The 16931-nt window shown below is 68.9% G+C and carries 16 protein-coding genes; 7 read left to right on the forward strand and 9 right to left on the reverse strand.

All coding sequences use genetic code 11. The features are described 5' to 3' along the window. The first annotated feature begins 34 nt into the window (after positions 1-34). A complete protein-coding gene (locus tag IBX18_RS12920; RefSeq protein WP_194833957.1) occupies positions 35-3049 on the forward strand; it encodes a sacsin N-terminal ATP-binding-like domain-containing protein in 3015 nt (1004 codons plus the stop codon). Between the two features lie 30 nt (positions 3050-3079). On the opposite strand, the gene IBX18_RS12925 is transcribed toward IBX18_RS12920, so the two are convergent. Next, positions 3080-3694 carry a TetR/AcrR family transcriptional regulator gene (locus IBX18_RS12925; RefSeq protein WP_228540917.1) on the reverse strand — a complete coding sequence of 205 codons (615 nt, stop codon included), beginning with the start codon at positions 3692-3694 and terminating at the stop codon, positions 3080-3082. A gap of 124 nt (positions 3695-3818) precedes the next feature. On the opposite strand from IBX18_RS12925, the gene IBX18_RS12930 reads away from it, so the two are divergent. Further along, a complete protein-coding gene (locus tag IBX18_RS12930; RefSeq protein WP_194833958.1) occupies positions 3819-5876 on the forward strand; it encodes a neutral/alkaline ceramidase in 2058 nt (685 codons plus the stop codon). Positions 5877-5882: 6 nt separating this feature from the next. Here IBX18_RS12930 and IBX18_RS12935 read toward each other — a convergent pair whose 3' ends face one another. Continuing rightward, the gene (locus IBX18_RS12935) at positions 5883-6128 is read right to left on the reverse strand and encodes a DUF2530 domain-containing protein (protein ID WP_107654043.1); all 246 of its coding nucleotides are present in this window, start codon (positions 6126-6128) and stop codon (positions 5883-5885) included. A 56-nt stretch (positions 6129-6184) separates the two neighbouring features. Here IBX18_RS12935 and IBX18_RS12940 point away from each other — a divergent pair, with 56 nt between their 5' ends. Further along, positions 6185-6622: a MarR family winged helix-turn-helix transcriptional regulator gene (locus IBX18_RS12940; protein WP_107654044.1), complete on the forward strand. Its 438-nt coding sequence runs from the start codon at positions 6185-6187 to the stop codon at positions 6620-6622. Between the two features lie 28 nt (positions 6623-6650). Here the strand turns inward: IBX18_RS12940 and IBX18_RS12945 are convergent, their stop codons facing one another. Both IBX18_RS12945 and IBX18_RS12950 read right to left on the reverse strand, forming a co-directional pair. After that, positions 6651-7052 carry a YccF domain-containing protein gene (locus tag IBX18_RS12945; RefSeq protein WP_107660004.1) on the reverse strand — a complete coding sequence of 134 codons (402 nt, stop codon included), beginning with the start codon at positions 7050-7052 and terminating at the stop codon, positions 6651-6653. A 103-nt stretch (positions 7053-7155) separates the two neighbouring features. After that, positions 7156-8361, reverse strand: coding sequence for a GNAT family N-acetyltransferase (locus tag IBX18_RS12950; protein ID WP_194833959.1), 1206 nt, complete (start codon positions 8359-8361; stop codon positions 7156-7158). A gap of 162 nt (positions 8362-8523) precedes the next feature. On the opposite strand from IBX18_RS12950, the gene IBX18_RS12955 reads away from it, so the two are divergent. Both IBX18_RS12955 and IBX18_RS12960 read left to right on the forward strand, forming a co-directional pair. Beyond that, positions 8524-9324 carry an RNA methyltransferase gene (locus IBX18_RS12955; protein ID WP_194833960.1) on the forward strand — a complete coding sequence of 267 codons (801 nt, stop codon included), beginning with the start codon at positions 8524-8526 and terminating at the stop codon, positions 9322-9324. After that, the gene (locus IBX18_RS12960; protein ID WP_194833961.1) at positions 9321-9605 is read left to right on the forward strand and encodes a DUF2537 domain-containing protein; all 285 of its coding nucleotides are present in this window, start codon (positions 9321-9323) and stop codon (positions 9603-9605) included. Before IBX18_RS12955 ends, IBX18_RS12960 begins: the two co-directional genes overlap by 4 nt. A 7-nt stretch (positions 9606-9612) precedes the next feature. Here the strand turns inward: IBX18_RS12960 and IBX18_RS12965 are convergent, their stop codons facing one another. From IBX18_RS12965 to serC, 3 genes are all read right to left on the reverse strand, one after another. Beyond that, positions 9613-10356: a hypothetical protein gene (locus IBX18_RS12965; RefSeq protein WP_194833962.1), complete on the reverse strand. Its 744-nt coding sequence runs from the start codon at positions 10354-10356 to the stop codon at positions 9613-9615. Between the two features lie 280 nt (positions 10357-10636). Then, a complete protein-coding gene (sepH, locus tag IBX18_RS12970) occupies positions 10637-11707 on the reverse strand; it encodes a septation protein SepH (protein WP_194833963.1) in 1071 nt (356 codons plus the stop codon). 200 nt (positions 11708-11907) lie between these two features. Then, complete coding sequence (gene serC / locus IBX18_RS12975) at positions 11908-13032, reverse strand: phosphoserine transaminase (RefSeq protein WP_194833964.1); 1125 nt, start codon at positions 13030-13032, stop codon at positions 11908-11910. A 168-nt stretch (positions 13033-13200) separates the two neighbouring features. On the opposite strand from serC, the gene IBX18_RS12980 reads away from it, so the two are divergent. Next, positions 13201-13878: a hypothetical protein gene (locus IBX18_RS12980; protein WP_194833965.1), complete on the forward strand. Its 678-nt coding sequence runs from the start codon at positions 13201-13203 to the stop codon at positions 13876-13878. A gap of 7 nt (positions 13879-13885) precedes the next feature. Here the strand turns inward: IBX18_RS12980 and IBX18_RS12985 are convergent, their stop codons facing one another. Then, entirely contained in the window at positions 13886-14758 is an 873-nt protein-coding gene (locus IBX18_RS12985; protein WP_306796246.1) for a polysaccharide deacetylase family protein, read from the reverse strand. Positions 14759-14855: 97 nt separating this feature from the next. After that, on the reverse strand, positions 14856-16004 hold the full coding sequence (locus IBX18_RS12990) for a citrate synthase 2 (protein ID WP_194833966.1): 1149 nt from the start codon (positions 16002-16004) through the stop codon (positions 14856-14858). A 163-nt stretch (positions 16005-16167) separates the two neighbouring features. Here IBX18_RS12990 and pdxH point away from each other — a divergent pair, with 163 nt between their 5' ends. Continuing rightward, on the forward strand, positions 16168-16896 hold the full coding sequence (gene pdxH / locus IBX18_RS12995; RefSeq protein ID WP_194833967.1) for a pyridoxamine 5'-phosphate oxidase: 729 nt from the start codon (positions 16168-16170) through the stop codon (positions 16894-16896). Positions 16897-16931 lie beyond the last annotated feature (35 nt).

A 16931-nucleotide genomic window follows, 5' to 3' on the forward strand; every position in this document is an offset into this window, starting at 1 on the left:
CGACCCGTTCGGCACGTCGGCGTTGCGGGCGGGTGTGCTTGCCGCATGGCGTGATTCGCCGACCCGGTTGCGCGAGGACGCGGCGACCGAGGCGGATCTGGTGCGGGCCGGGTACCGTGACCGGCTGCTGACCGAGCTGGCGCAGAACGCTGCGGATGCGGCTGCCAAGGCGGGTGTCGCCGGGCGGCTGCTGGTTCGGTTGGACGGCGAGGCGCTGCATGTCGCCAATGCCGGTGCGCCGCTGGATGTCTCCGGGGTGCACGCGCTCACCGCGCTGCGGGCGTCCGGGAAGTCGGATGTCACCGCTGTCGGACGGTTCGGTGTCGGTTTCACCGCGGTGCTGTCGGTCAGCGATGAGATCGAATTGCGTTCTGCCACCGGGTCGCTGCGGTTCTCTCGCGAGCTGACGTGGGACGCCCTGCGGCAGCACAGCATTCATATCCCGGGAAGTCCAGCGGAGGACGCCGACGGTTTCACACCACCGGTGCTGCGGATGACCTGGCCGATCGAGACCGCGCCGATGGCCGGCTTCGATACCGAGGTCGTGCTGCGGCTGCGCCCTGATGTGGACGCCGCCGCATTGCTCGCGGCTATGCACGCGGAAGCCATCGATCTGCTGCTGGAACTGCCTGCGCTACAGAGCATCACGATCGATACGGCGGAGGTCACCAACACCACCGCCGATCTCGGGAACGGCTTGCAGGAGGTGCGCGTCGCCGGTCCTGATGACGCACACCGAGTCTGGTGGCAGTACCGCGCACCACACGCCCGCTGGCTGCTCCCGATCCGCAACGGCAGGCCGATCCCCGCCGCCCCCGATGTGCTGCGCGCCCCGACCCGTTCCGACGAGGAACTGTCCCTCCCGGCCCTGCTGATCGCCGACATCCCCATGCAACCGGACCGCCGCCGCCTGCTCCCCGGCGCCCGCCTCACCGAATTGGCCACCGGTTACGCCGATTTCGCCCGCGCCCTGCCGCCCCGCGACCGCCTCGTCCTGGTCCCCACCCCCGCCTTCGCCCGCAGCGAAGCCGACGGCCTGCTCCGCGAGGCCCTCGTGCGTGACCTCCAGACCCATCCCTGGCTGCCGGTCGTCGCCACCCGGCCCACCACCCCTGAAGTCGCTGACGACGCAGCCACCGGCCTGTACGACCCCGCGCCGCACCACGGTTCGCCCGCCACAGCCGGCACGGCGGCATCGAGCTCGCCCTCAGGCAAGACCCCTGAAGCCGACAGCTTCACCTTGTTCGACGCACCAAGCGCCGAATCTTTCGAAGCACCGACTGCCGATTCGGTTAACGCACCGCTTGCCGATCCGCTCGGCGGGCCGCTTACCGACTCGCTCGGCGGGCCATTCAACGATTCGCCCGGTGGGCTGCTTGCCGATTCGCCCCGCGAACAGATCGACGTCGCCGTCCCGACCCGGGCAAGCGCACTCACCGGACTGACCGAGGAATTGGCGCGACTGCTCGATGACGTCGTGGGCCCACTGGTGATCCCGGAGTTGTCCGGCCGCGGGCAGGCCGAGGCGCTCGGCGTGCTGGATGTGCACCGCCTCGGTTTGGCACGCTTGGCGGAACTGTCGAGCGGGCTGGAGCGCCCGCCGCACTGGTGGTACGCGCTGTATGCGGCGCTGGAACCGTTCGTGGTGGATCCACTGGCGGCCGAAGAGCTTGGCGCGCTGGCTGTTCCGCTGGCCGACGGTCGTCTGGTCACCGGCCCGCGTACCGCGGTGCTCGACGACCAGCTCGAGGTCGCGATCCCGGTGCATTGGGCCAGGCTCGTGCACCCGGAGGCGGCGCACCCGCTGCTGGCCCGGCTGGGGGCGCGTTCGGCGACCGCCGAAGATCTGCTGAGCGAACCTGATCTCCGCGCCGAGCTGGAAGACCACCCGGACGACCCGGACATCACCGATGCCGTGCTCCGGTTGGCCGCGCACGCCGATCCGGCCGCGCTCCCGTCCTGGCTCGGGCTGCTCGAATTGCCCGCTGCCGACGGCGAATCGCGGCCCGCCGACGAACTGCTGCTGCCCGACGCACCGCTGCGCGAGCTGCTGGTCGAGGACTCACCGTTCAGCTCGATCGACCCCGCCATGGTGGAACGCTATGGCGCACAAGCGCTACGGGCCATCGGCGTCGGCTGGGATTTCAGCGTGGTGGTCGAGGCCGATCCGACCGGCCCGGACCACGACCTGGACGACGAGGACACCTGGTGGTCGACGCTGCCGGAGGACCCGCCGGAGCTGGCCGCCGTCCGCGATCTGGACCTGGTGGACGAGGCCGCGTGGCCGGAAGCGTTGTGGCAGTTGGCTTCCACCCCGCGCACCCGCCGTCTGCTCACCGACCGCGACGGCTACACGGCGTGGTGGTTGCGCGCCAACGCACGCATCGACGGCACGCCCCTGGGTTTGTTCCGCCACCCCACGGACACCGAATTCGCCAGCCTACTCCCGACATTCGCCGTGCCCGGCCTGACGGAGGACGCTGCCGCGGTCCGCGCAATACTCGCCGATCCGGCGGTGATCACTCCGGAATTGGCCGCAGCCTTGCTCGAGGCTCTCGCGGATTTCGCGAAAACGCCTACCCCCGAGGTCATTTCGCGAACTCACGCGCGATTGGCCGCCGCTGTCGCCGCGGAGCACCTCGATCTCGCCGACCTGGAGCTGCCCGATCAGGTCCGCGCTCTGTCCGGCGCGGTCATCGATCCGGCGCAGGCCGTCGTCCTCGACCAGCCCTGGTTCGGTTTCGCGCTGCCCCCGAATCGCCTGGTAGTCGGCGACATCGACACCGCACCCGCGCTGGCGACGCTGCTCGACCTGCCGCTGGTTTCGGAGTCCGTCACCGCCGAGGTGCTGAGCGCGGGCCGTCGCACCAGCTGGTCCACCGAGCCGCTGGGTGTAGTACTGCGGCAACTCTTCTCATTGCCGCCGCAGGAGGGCGACCTGGTGCTGCACGACGACCTGACGGTACGTCTGCACGGCGCCGTCGAAACCACCGCCTCGGTGCCCTGGTGGCGCGAGGGCGACACCGTGCACTTCCGGCTGCCGCGGTAGCGAATCCGGCTGTGCCGCAGCGATAGCGGACTAAGCCGCGTACTCGGAGATCATGTGGCTGAGCAGATCCAGCTGCGCACGCACGCTCTCGCTGTCGTTGTCCACCAGCCAGCGCAGCACCACTCCGTCGATCACATTGAGGGTGAATCGGCTGAGCGAGGTGAGCGGAACCGACCACTGATTCCCGGTCGCGTCGCGCGCGTGTTCCAGGATGTCGGCGACGGTGGAGTCGTTGAAGTTGTACTGCTCGCGGGCAATCGCGAGTTTCGCCGGAGTTTGCTCACCCTCGCGCAGTGCGTAAGTCGTCGTTTCATAAGTGAGCAGTTGACGTTCCGGAGTGGCTTCTATGTTGAGCCACATGAGTTCCAGTCCCGCGCGGATCAATTTTTGAAGTGCTTCTTTTCCACTTCCGACGTCCTGCCATACTGTTTCATTGGCGTCGACGGAATCGCGTAATTCCATCGACAGCGCCTTGACCAGCTCGGTCATCAGCGCATCCTTGTTTTCGAAACAGTAATGGACCACACCAAGCGAGACGCCCGCCGCTTGGGCGACATCGCGCGTGGTCACGCCCGCAACGCCCTTTTTTTCGGCAAGACCGATCGCGGCCTCGATAAGGTGGGCCCGTCTTTCTTCGACGCTCAATCGGGAGGACACCCAAGGGAGTTAAGCGCTCGCGAAGCGTGCAGTCAATTCGTCGGTGGAAAAATCTCGACTGGACGAGTGACCAGTTGTGTGGTTCAGTGCCATCAGATCGAAGGAGACGCGTATGTCGGTGTCGCGCAGAACCGTTCTTGCTCGAAGCGTTGTCGGTTCGGCGACGCTGGCCGCCGCGGCTGCGGTGCCCGCGATGTCCGGCCCGCTCGGAGCCGCAGCGTCGGCCGCTCCCGGTTCCGGTGGGTACGAGATCGGTGTCGGGCTTTCCGACATCACCGGTCCGGCCGCCGAATGCGGAATGATGGGCTATTCCCAGCTCGAGCAGCAGACGGCGGGCATCCACCTGCGCCCGCGCGCCAGGGCATTCATCATCGGCCACGGCGGGCGGCGCATCGTGTTCGTCGTCGCGGAGAACGGCATGATCTTCCAGTCCGTGCACCGCGGCGTGCTCGCCGAGCTGGCCCGCCGCTTCGGCGATCGGTACACCGAGCAGAACGTGCTGCTCACCTCGACGCACTCGCACGCGACCTGTGGCGGCTCCAGTAACGATTACGCATACAACCTGTCCATCTTGGGTTTTCAGCAGCAGGTGTACGACGCGGAGGTCGACGGCATCGTGGCGGCCATCGCCGCCGCGGACGCCGATCTCGGCCCCGGTTCGCTGGCGCTCGGGCGCGGCGAGCTGCACAATGCGAGCGTCAACCGGTCGCGGGTGGCCTGGGAACTCAATCCGGTTGCCGACAAAGAACACTTCCCGGATGCGATCGATCCGGCGGTGACCGCGCTTTCCCTTGTCAAGGGTGGTCGGCAGGTCGGCGCCATCACCTGGTTCGCCACTCACAACACCTCGATGACCAACGAGAATCGCCTGATCAGCTCGGACAACAAGGGTTACGCGTCCTTCGCCTACGAGCACATCGAGCACGGCGTCCGCTACCTCGACGGCGCACCGGATTTCGTCGCCGCCTTCGCGCAGACCAACGCGGGCGACATGTCGCCGAACCTGAATCTGCGCCAAGGCTCCGGCCCCACCGAGGACGAGTTCGAGAACACCCGCATCATCGGCGAGCGCCAGTATGCGGCGTCGAAAGCCGCACTGGCCCAAGCGCGATCGATGAGCGGTCCGGTCGACTCGATGCTCTGTTACATCGACCTGGCCGACATCGCCGTCGACGGCCGGTTCACCCCGGACGGACAGCCCAGGCGCACCGCCCCCGCGGCGGCGGGGGTCTCGCTCATCGCGGGCAGCATCGAGGACGGCCCGGGGCTCCCCGGCGCGCCCATCCCGGAGGGGGTGCGCAATCCGTTCCTGCAGGCGCTGGGTGGCCAGGACGCCCCCGTGCCCGGGTGGCTCGCGGATGCCCAGGCGCCCAAGGCGATTGCCGTGCCGTTCGGGCTGATGCCGCCGGTCGCGTGGGTGCCGAATGTGCTGCCGATCCAGCTCGTTCGGCTCGGCGAGCTCTACCTGGCCGCCGCGGGCGGCGAGTTCACCATCGCCTCGGGCCTGCGCGTGCGCCGTGCCGTCGCGGCCGCGCTCGGCGTGCCGCTGGAGCAGGTGCTCCTGCAGGGCTACGCCAACGCCTACCACGAATACGTCACCACCCCTGAGGAATACGACTCCCAGCAGTACGAGGGCGCCTCGACCCTGTTCGGCCGCTACACCCTCTGCGCGTACCAGCAGGAATTCGCCCGGCTGGCAACGGCATTCGCCGCCCGCCAGGTGGTGCCGCGCGGTCCGGCCCCGCGCGATGTGTCCAACCTGCAGCCGAATTTCCAGCCCGGTGCGGGACCGGACACCGTCCCGCCCGGTCGTACCTTCGGCGACGTGCTGACCCAGCCCGCCCCGGCGTATGCCCCGGGCACGCAGGTCGCCGCCGAATTCGTTTCCGCCCACCCGAAACACAACATCCGCCGCAACGGCACCTTCCTGGAGGTGCAGCGACAGCAGGCGTCAGGGGAGTGGGTGCGGGTGGCCAACGAGGGCGAATGGGCGGTGAAGTTCTTCTGGAGCAAGCGCGGCACGGCCGAATCCGTGGCGCGATTCACCTGGGACATTCCCGCCGACGCCACGCCGGGGCGGTATCGGTTCCAGCACTACGCCGACAGCCTGAGCCCCGACGGCGCACTGCACCCGTTCACCGGAACTACCAACGACTTCCAGGTCGGCTGAGCGGCCTCACAGCCCCGTCTGCGCACCCTTGTCGCCGCGGCGCGCCCCGCGCCGCTGGATCAGGAAAATACCCAGCGCGAGCACGCCGACCACCATGCCCATCAGGCAGACCGGCAGCACCGAAGCCCACCGGTCGCCGGTGGCCCACACCACCACGGTGGCGAGCAGCCACAGCGCGCTGCCGACCGCGAGCACCGGCCGCGGGTCGGTGAGCCGCGCCGGGATCTGGGGCACTTTCTGCGTCACAGTCATAGCCTAGCGGCGAGAACACACGTCGGACGCGCACCCTTCCCGTATCGTTCACCTCTGTGACAACGCCATCCGATGTTCGAGCCCTCGCTGGTGAGCTCTCACTGGCGGTGGTTCGTCTGACGCGTCATCTGCGTGGCCGCCGTGCCGACTCGCAGATTTCGCTGACGCAGCTCTCCGCCCTCGCGACCCTGTCTCGCGACGGCGCGATGACCCCCGGGGCGCTTGCCGCCAAGGAACGCGTCCAGCCGCCGTCGATGACGCGCGTCATCGCCTCGCTCACCGATCTCGGCTTGGTCGAACGCAAGCCGCATCCGACCGACGGCAGGCAGATCATCGTCTCGCTGTCCGACGCGGGGTGCGCCCTCATCGCCGATGAGACCCACGCCCGCGAAGCCTGGATGACCGAGCAGCTGTCCAACCTCACCGAGGATCAGGTCGTGGTGCTCACCAAGGCCGTCGCCATCATGAAGCAGATCGTCGCCGAATCCGAGTGACCTTGCCCGGCCGGTGCTTTCGCCGGTGCTATCGGGCGCCGAACGGCTGGTCGCTGTCCACGATGTCGCGCCCGAGCGGGAACAGCGACAGCGGGATCAGCTTCAAATTGGCCCAGCCGAACGGGATTCCGATGATCGAGATGAACAGCGGAATGCTGGTGAGCAGGTGGCCGAGCGCGAGCCACCAGCCCGCGACGACGACCCAGATGATGTTGCCGATCAGCGACCCCGTGCCCGCGCCCGGCTTCTCCACCGTGGTCCGGCCGAACGGCCACAGCGCGTACGCCGCGATCCGGAACGACGCGATGCCCCACGGAATCGTGATGATGAGAATGCAGCAGATGATCCCGGCCAGGATGTAGCCCAGTGCCATCCACAACCCGACGAACACCAGCCAGAGAACGTTGAGGACGAGCTGAATCGGCTTCATGCCCACCAGCATGCCAGCAGCGCGGCGATCCGGACATTTCTCCTCGATCACAGTTCGCGAGTGGCACAGGGCCCCGCCACCCTGTGCCACTCGACGGCATGACTCAGAAGAACCAGCCGAGTACGGCGTCGCGGTCGGTGCCGAAGGCCTCTTCGATGGCGCGCAGATGGTTGCTGTCCTTGGCCTGCAGGCGGTTTGCGGCGGCGAATACCCGGGCAGGGTAGGCACCGAGGTACATGCTGCCCAGGACGTCGATGCCGAGTTCGATATCGGCGGCCCCGGTGGTCGGCGCGCACTCGGCGAGGCCGTCGCGCACGGTCAGCGCGAACGTGCCGCCCGCCTCGCGGAACGGATCGGTCACCGCGAGTACGAGATCCAGGTCCCGCTGATAGATGCGTGCCGTGAGCGCCGCGGGAATGTCCATGAGCCGCAACCACAGTCCGTCGTAGCGTCCGGTGGTCCGCACCAGCCGAGTGTCGGTCAGCAGGTAGGGCAGCGGATCGTTGTCGCTGAGCGTGACCGACACCTGCTTGACCAGATCGAGCCCGAGCAGCGCCCGCCAGAGCGCGGCGTGAGCTTCGGTGGTCACCGCGCGCAGCTCGACCACGTCGACGTCCATGCCGGTCTCGCGATAGTGGTAGCGGTACAGGGCATAGCCATCCGGGTGGGTGAACACGAAAAGGCTGGTGCCGCCGCGCCGGGAGCGTTCCGCGTCGGCGAACAGCCCGGCCCAGGAGGCGTCCGGGCGCACCTGCGCGCCGGGCACGAGCCTGCGCCACCGGTCGTACACGGTCTTGATGTGCTCGGCCACCTCGTCCGGCGCCGCCAGGTCGACACCGCCCGGATCCGGGGCGGTCGGCCGGAATTCGGCGAAGCGGCGATCGATGGTGACCGCGTTCTCGCGCACCGTCGGGCCGTAGCCGAAGCGTCCGTAGATGGTGGCTTCGCTCGCGGTGAAGATGGTCAGCGGCAGCCCGGCCGCCTCGGTGCGCCGATGCTGCTCGGTGTACATAGCGATCAGAATCCCGCGCCGCCGATGCGTCGGCGCCACACCGACCGCCGCGATTCCGCACGCGTCGACCGCCCGTTCGCCGGGCACGGTCACCGTCATCGTCCTGGACTGCACGTGTCCGACGATCCGCGCGCCGTCCGCCGCCACGATCGCGTCCGCCGGTGGGAACAGCTGTCGATAGCGGTCGAGCTCGTCCTCGTCCGGTCGACCGCCGAAGGAGGTGGCCACCAGCGTCCGGATCGCGGTCGCGTCCTCGGGGGTGGCCGATCGGATAGTGATGCCGTGCGTCAGCGTCATCGTTGCACCCTCCCACGGCGCGATACCGCGCCGCACTCCAATTTCGGCGGGCGCACGAGCTGCCATCGCCAACCGTCGGTGCGGCTCCTGCACGCGCCTCCCCACCGGCGGAAATCACACCTGTTCCGGTGTTTGTCCGGTTTACCCGGCAGGATGTAGCCCGTGGCCGAAGTGATCGATATCGACGACCCCGCCGACCCGCGGGTCGATGACTTCCGCGACCTGAAGTCCGCCGACCGCCGACCCGATCTGCCCGGCCGGAAGGGCTTGGTGATCGCGGAGGGTGTGGTGGTCGTGCAGCGGATGCTGGACTCCCGGTTCGCGCCGACCGCGTTGCTCGGCGTGGAGAAGCGCCGCGAAGAACTAGCGGACGATCTCGTCGCCGTCGATGTGCCCTACTACCGCGCCTCGGCCGAGGTGATGGCCGAGGTGGTCGGGTTCCACCTCAACCGCGGTGTGCTCGCCGTCGCGCGCAGGCCCGCGGCGCTGGAGCTGGACGAGGTGCTCGACAAGGCGAGCACGGTCGCCGTGCTGGAGGGTGTCAACGATCACGAGAACATCGGGTCGATGTTCCGCAACGCGGCGGGCCTCGGCGCGGCGGCCATCCTGTTCGGTGACCGATGCGCCGACCCGCTGTACCGGCGCGCGGTGCGGGTGTCCATGGGTCACGTGCTGCGCGTTCCGTTCGCTTCCGTCCCCGACTGGCCGGACGGTCTGGATATACTGCGGCGCAAGGGGTTCCAGATCATCGCGCTCACGCCGAACCCGGCGGCGGTGAATCTGGCCACGGCGATGACGGGGGAGCGGGTGGCACTGCTGCTCGGTGCCGAAGGACCGGGTTTGAGCGAGGACGCGATGCGAGCCACCGATGTACGGGCGCGCATCCCGATGTCACCCGGCACCGACTCGCTCAACGTCGCCACCGCGGCCGCAATGGCTTTCTATGAGCGGGTACGGATGTGAATTACCCGCCGTATCAAGGTCCGACCCCGTGGGGCGCCGGCGTTGGCGTCGCGATCATGGTCGCGCTGCTGGCCGCGGTCGCGGTGTTCTCCTTCGGTCGTGCGCTCGCCGAGGTGCATCCGCTGCTCGCGGTGGCGGTGAACCTGATCGCGGCGGGTGGTGCCGCGCCGACGGCCTGGCGGATGCGGTGGGAACCGGTGACCAGGTGGGTGGTCGGCGGTGGTGCGGCGGGCGTGCTGCTGGGTTGGGTGGCGTTGCTGATCAACGGGTTAGCGGGCTGAGACGTGGTCAGGACACCCGGTCGTGCCCGCGTAGCCAGCTGAACAGGCCGCGTTTGGGGCGCACATTGTCCGGCTCGTGCCGCGGCGGGGCGAGGGTGGCCGGGTCGGGCGCTTGGCCTTTCGGGTACAGCGTGAACCCGCACACCGCGACGTCGCCGGGGACCAGCGCGCCCTCGGCGGCGGGGGCGCGGTAGTGGAAGCCGAGCCATTCGTTGTTGGCGGCGTCGGCGAAATCGGGTGGGTCGAACGGCAGCGTCTGCGGGTCGGGCAGCTCGCCCGCGTGCCAGCGCACCGGATGTTCGCCCGCCCAGTACGGGCGCTCCCAGACCAGCGGCAGGCCCTCGTCCTCCAAGATGTTCACCCGGCTGGAACTGAACGCCCTGCGGAATTCGCCACGCTCCCAGTGCGCGAACGCGCCCCAGCCATGCGCGGTGTCGAAGGACACCAGATAGGTGTGCTCGGAGGCCAGCGGACGAACCAGCAACTCCGGCAGCTCGGTCGGGTGGATGCGGGCTGCCTGCGCCGAACACACCACCGTCACGCCCGGGTAGCAACCGATGTACACCTCGTCGAGGTCCGGACCCGCGCAGCCCGCGAGCGTGCCGACCATGATCGGCAGCACGTCCCGGTCGCTGTGCAGCTGTTTCGCAAGCGCCAGTGCGGCATCGGGATCCGGATCATGGTTGGCGCGCAGTACCGTCAACGGATCGAGTGCGTCGACGTACCAGAGGGACGAAGCTTTCGATAGCATTTCCGGCACCTCCCGATGGTTGCACGAATCAGCTCCGCGAACTTCGAGCAACGCACGGGGTTTCGAACAATTCACCGCTGCGGTGAATCACCCGACGCCGTCGCACGCAGTCGACAACACACCAAAAAATCTACTCGCCTCGAGCCCGTCCAGGCGCACCTTCCGCTTCTGAACACGCTGGGGAACCGGCTATCCGGTCGCGCGCAATGCTGCGGCGTAGCTGACGAAGGCACGCCACCGTGGTGGCGTGCCTTCTTGTCGTTCAGCTTGTGGGTCTTGCTCAGTGGCCCGAGCTGCGCACTCCGAGCAGGACGTCCTCCCAGGACGGCATGGGTGCCTTGCCGCGCTTGGTGCGGGCGGGCTTGGCTGTCGTCTTGCCGTTGGCGGCGGGCTTGGCCGGTTCCTCGGCGGCGGGCTTCGTCGACGCGGCGGGTGCGGGCGGAGCGGTTTCGGCGGGGGGCTCGGCCGGCGGAGTCGGTGCCGGCGCGGTGGGCGCGGGTGCCTGGCTCGCCGCGGCGGGCGTCGTCGTGGTTGCGGCAGTGGGGGTTGCGGTCGCGCCCGCGGTGATGGCGGGGGTGCTGCTGCCACCGGCCGCGACGGCCCGCTGCTCGTAGTACTCGTCCAGGGTGGGCTGGCTCTGCCGGGCGGCGGGGCGCGCGGGCGGTGCCGCCGGGGTGGGGCGTGGCTCGACCACCGGTTCGGGCTGCGGTGCGGGCGCGGCCACCTCGGGCTCGGCGGGCAGGATCGTCGCGAGGCCGCGTAGCGCTCGGCCGAAGTCGGGATCGATCAGGTCGGAGGCGGGGTCGTCGAGCGGGGAGACCGAGCCGCCGTGCGCGTCGGGCTGGTAGCGCCAGTGCGCGGCGATTTCGGAACGCCCGTTCTGCCACTGCAATTGGGCGACCCAGAAGCCTTTTTCGTCTTTCCAGGCGTCCCATTCGGCGCCTTCGATGTTGTGCCCGCGCTCGGTGAAGGCGGCGGTGACGACATCGATGAGGGTTTCCACGGCGGGGCCGTCGGGGCGGACGGGGTGCGCCTTCTGCGCGAGTTCGGCAGCGCGGGCACGCTCCAGCAGCACCGGGTAGGCGAACCGCTCGACGCGGCTGGCCGGCATGCCTGATTCTTCGGTGACCTGGTCGACGGAGGCGCCGGCCCGGATTCGAGCCTGGATATCGCGAGGACGCATAGTTGCTTCCATTTCGATCTCTATCTGGCCGAATCGGGCAAGGTCTCCGCGTGCTGCGGCTCGTAGCTTGTCGTCGGCGGGAAGCCGGTACTTCGCTCCGGACTCGGTGTCGATACACACGATGTGCGTGGAGTCGGGCGTCACCCCGATCACTCGAAGTTCACGCACCGTTACCTCCTTACCGCGTCGACTCGCGACACCGCCCACTTTCCGAAACAGTAGTGCACTTCTGGGATCCGTGGGGCGAGACACGCGGGGCGGAAATCTCTGTGCAGACTCCCGCACCCCGCTAATCTGCTCTGTTCGACTTGGCGCACCGCCGGAAGCGGCGTGTCGATTGTGGCGTGTCGCGCTCGGATTCGGCTGTTTCAGCCCAGATTCTGCACGACCCAGTCGATGCTGCGGGTCAACTGGCTGATGTCTTCCGGGTCGATGGCCGGGAACATGCCCACACGCAGCTGGTTGCGGCCCAGCTTGCGGTACGGCTCGGTGTCCACGATTCCATTGGCACGCAGCACCTTCGCCACCGCGGCCGCGTCGACCGAGTCGGCGAAGTCGATGGTGCCGACCACCTGCGAGCGGTGCGCCGGGTCGGTGACGTACGGCGTGGCGTACTCGCTCGACTCGGCCCAGTTGTACAGGCGCGACGACGAATCCAGCGTCCGCTTGACCGCCCAGTCCAGGCCGCCGTTGCCGTTGAGCCACTCGATCTGGTCGGCGAACAGCAGCAGGGTGGCCAGCGCCGGGGTGTTGTAGGTCTGATCCTTGGTGCTGTTGTCGATCGCGATCGGCAGCGACAGGAACTCCGGGGTCCACCGGCCGCTCGCCTTGATCTCGTCGACCCTGGCCAGCGCGGCCGGGCTCATCAGCGCGACCCACAGGCCACCGTCGGCGGCGAAGCACTTCTGCGGCGCGAAGTAGTAGACGTCGGCGTCGGTGATGTTCACCGGCAGACCGCCCGCGCCCGAGGTGGCGTCGATGGCGATCAGCGCGTTCTCCGAACCTGCCGGGCGCTGCACCGGAATGGCGACACCGGTGGAGGTTTCGTTGTGCGCCCAGCCGATGAGGTCGGCCGCGGGGTCGGACACCGGCTCCGGCGCGCTGCCCGGCTCGGCCGAGATGACGATCGGGTCGCCGATGAACGGGTTGCCCTTGGCCACGGCGGCGAACTTGGAGCTGAACTCACCGTTGGTCAGGTGCAGCGAACGCTCGCGGATCAGGCCGAACGCCGCGGCATCCCAGAACGCCGTCGTGCCACCGTTACCGAGCACCACCTCGTAACCGTCGGGCAGGCCGAACAGTTCGCGTAGGCCCGAGCGCACCCGCGCGACCACATCTTTCACCGGCTTCTGCCGGTGACTTGTTCCGAACACCGAGGCGCCGACCGTCACCAGAGACTGCAACTGCTCCGGTCGCACCTTGGAGGGGCCACAGCCGAACCGTCCGTCGGCGGGCTTGAGGTCGTCGGGAATCGTCGGGAACGCAGTGGTCATGCCAAACAGGGTAAAGCGTGTCGGACCAGCTCGGTTCGTGCGGGTCGGCAGCTGTGCCCTCTGCCACCGGCGCCCGCGCGGGTGCCCTGTGCCGGAATTGTCACGGTCCACTCCGGTTGCGGTGGAATTGCTGTGTCGCGCACCACACTCCAGCTAACCTTTGCGCCCATGAACATGGCGCCGGCTAATTCGGGGTGGCGATTGCTCGGTCGACGACCACGGACCTTCGGGCTGCGCATCGGCGCGATATCCGACAGCGCGCGCCGGGAGTTGCTGCTACACGGCACCCTCGGCTCGGCAACAATCCTCGGCGTGCGGCCGAGCAACAAAGCGGTTGCGGGCGAGCACGACGCGGACGGCTCGTCGCCGTGCCAGGTGTTCTGGGTGCGGGTCGAGGTCGACGGGACGGCGCCATACGACGCCAGAGTGCGGCAGCGGGTGTCCGCGGCGAACCTGGAGTGGATGCAGCCGGGCGATGTCGTGTGCTGCCGGGTCGACCCCGGCGACCGGGATCGGTTGGTGCTGTACGTGCCCGATTTCGCGGAGACCGGCCGGGTCAGCGTCGCGAAGATTCTCGCCGACGGCCGCCGCGCCGACGCGACGGTGCTCGCCGCGGCCCCGGTCGCCGCGGACTACGTCGGCCGCGACGATCCGGTGCTGCGCCTCGACCTCGAGCTGCGCGCCTGGGACGAGCCGACCCCGTGGCTGGTCCGGCTCGTGCAACCGGTGCCGCTGCCCGCGATCGGCCTGATCGATCTGGGCCAGCACCTGGAGGTCGCCTTCTTCACCGTCGACCACGGCGAGTCGGTGGCCGTCGACTGGGCCGCCTCCCTCGGCGAGGACTGACCCAGCCTCACAGGTGGACGAAGGTGAACCCCATCTCGCGCAGGGTCGGCAGGACGGCGATCATGCCCGTGCCGGTGCCGGACTGCGGGCGGTGCATGTGGGCGAGCGAAATCGCTCCCGGCGCAGCGGCATTCATCGCGGAGCGGACCTTGGCGGCGCTCGCGGTCGCACCGTAGTCGGCGTTGATGCTGAAACCGACGGGGGTTTCCCCCAATTCGCGCACGATGGCGACTGCGACGTCGTCGTAGTGCGCGGTGCCCGCGCGGAAGAAGCGGGGCGGCTTGCCGACCAGTCCGGTCAGCCGCTCGTGGTTGGCCCAGACCTCGTCGGCCGCCTCCTGCGCCGAGCCGGTGCCCGCGATGCCGTAGGCGGCGCGGCCGTTCACCGACAGCGGCTTGTGTGCGACACCGTGATTGGCCAGCTCGAACAGTGAGTTCACCGCCAGCTGGCCGGCCCGCACCGGGTTCGCGTCGATCCAGCGCTTGTTCAGGAACAGCGTCGCCGGAATCTGCTGGGTGACAAGGAAGTTGATGAGCGAGTCGTCGATGTCGTTGTTGCCCGGCCCGCCGCACGCGTCGAAGGTCAGCGCCAGCTGCTTGCCGGTGGCCTCGAAAGTGCTTGTGATGCCCTGCATTTGCACGCCCCACCGCTGCGGCTGGTCAGCGGCGTGCCTGGCGGCCACCGCGGCGGGCGAGTTGTCCGGCGGCGGCGCGGTCTTGGAGGCCACGGCGGCGTCGCCGATCGAGGTCCGGGCGCGGGTCGAACTCGGTGCTGCGGCCGCAGTATCGCTGTGTGCGGTCCCGCATCCGGTGGCGGCGAACCCGGCGGCCAGCGCGGCGGCGACGCCGAACATCCGTCGCGACATCCCTCGTTCCTGCACCCGGCCCTCCTTCGTCCGTCCGGACCCGGATGCTACGCGAGCCGAATGTCCTGTCGGTGCAGGACATTCGGCTCGCGGTAATGCGTTCCAGCTATTGCTAGGCGTGCTGAATGCTCGACCAGCCCGCGACATCGGCAGGCTGACGCGGCGCCGGTCCGGTGTAGATGGCCGCCGGGCGCACCAGCTTGCCGAGCTGCTTCTGCTCGAGGATGTGCGCACACCAGCCCGCGGTCCGGCCACAGGTGAACATGGCGGGCATCATGTGCGCGGGCACCTCGGCGAAGTCGAGGATCACCGCGGCCCAGAACTCCACGTTGGTCTCGATCGCCCGATCCGGGCGACGCTCACGCAGCTCGGCCAGTGCGGCCTGCTCCAGCGCGGCGGCCACCTCGTAGCGCGGCGCGGCGAGCCGCTTGGCGGTGGCGCGCAGCACGCGGGCGCGCGGGTCCTCGGCCCGGTACACCCGGTGCCCGAAGCCCATCAGCTTTTCCTTGCGGTCCAGGATGCCCTTGACCAGTGCCCGTGCGTCGCCGGTCTGCTCGACCTCTTCGATCATCGGCAGCACGCGGGCGGGCGCGCCACCGTGCAGCGGGCCCGACATCGCGCCGATCGCGCCGGACAGCGAGGCCGCGACATCGGCGCCGGTGGAGGCGATCACGCGCGCGGTGAAGGTGGAGGCGTTCATGCCGTGCTCGGCGGCCGACACCCAGTAGGCGTCGATGGCCTCGGTGTGCTTGGGGTGCGGGTCACCCTTCCAGCGGGTCATGAACCGCTCGGTGACCGTGTTGCACTCGTCGATCTTCTTCTGCGGGACCGCGGGCTGGTAGATGCCGCGCGCGGACTGCGCGACATAGGACAGCGCCATCACCGAGGCGCGGGCCAGGTTGTCGCGCGCGGTTTCGTCGTCGATGTCCAGCAGCGGCTGGTAACCCCAGATCGGGGCGAGCATGGCCAGGCCGGCCTGCACGTCGACGCGCACATCACCGGTGTGCACCGGCAGCGGGAAGGGTTCGGCGGGCGGCAGGCCGCGACCGAACTCGCCGTCCACCAGCAGGGCCCACACGTCGCCGAAGGTCACCTGGCCCTCGACCAGGTTCTCGATGTCGACGCCGCGGTAGCGCAGCGCGCCGCCGTCCTTGTCGGGCTCGGCGATGTCGGTGGTGAACGCCACCACACCCTCGAGGCCGCTGACGAAATCGCTGGGTACGGCGGTCTGCCCGGTAGGCACCGCGGGGCTGGTAGTCATGTCGGGACTTCTCCTTGCACTTCGGGACGCGCTCCGTAGCGACTGCTCGCAGCTCGCTAGAACAGGCCTGATCCTCGGCGATGAGGGGTATAACGAGGCTCGCCGAGCACATGCCGATCACCAACACCTTAGATCCTTGCTACCCCGGAGTAACGTCTGGCCCATGCGTGACCTGGACAATTCACCCGGCGGCCAGGAGACGGCCGATACCCTGCCCAGCGCCGATTTAGCCGGCATGCGCGCCGAGTACGGGGGCGCCCCGTTCGGCAGCGGCGAAGACGTCGATCTGGACGAAACGTGGCTGGCCGGCGGCTGGGAGCCGTTGCTGCGCCACTGGATCGAGCAAGCGACCGCGGTCGGCGTCGCGGAGCCGAACGCCATGGTGCTGGCCACCGTTTCGCTGGCCGACGGCACGCCGCGACCGGTCGCCAGAACCGTCCTGTGTAAAGGGCTCTCCCCCGAGGGTGTGACTTTTTACACGAACTACGACTCGGCCAAGGGCAGCCAGCTCGCGGCCGTGCCGTTCGCCGCCGCCACCTTCGTCTGGCCCGCGCTCGGCAGGCAGGTGCATGTGCGCGGCGCGATCGAGCGGGTGCCCGCCGAGACGACCGAGGTCTACTGGCGCTCCCGGCCGCGCGACTCGCAGCTGGGCGCGTGGGCCTCGCGGCAGTCGAAGCCGATCGGGTCGCGGGCCGAGTTGGACCGCACCATGGCCGAGACGATCGCGCGCTTCGAGAATGTCGACGAGATTCCGGTGCCGCCGCACTGGGGTGGCTTTCTGCTGCGGCCGGACGAGGTGGAGTTCTGGCAGGGCCGACGCGGCAGGCTGCACAACCGGATTCGGGTGCTCGTCGAGAACGGCACCATGAAGGTGGAGCGACTACAACCCTGAACTATTCCCGGCCGGCCGGTGAGAAATCTCGTATC

Source organism: Nocardia sp. XZ_19_369, from assembly GCF_015355715.1.
Taxonomy (GTDB): domain Bacteria; phylum Actinomycetota; class Actinomycetes; order Mycobacteriales; family Mycobacteriaceae; genus Nocardia.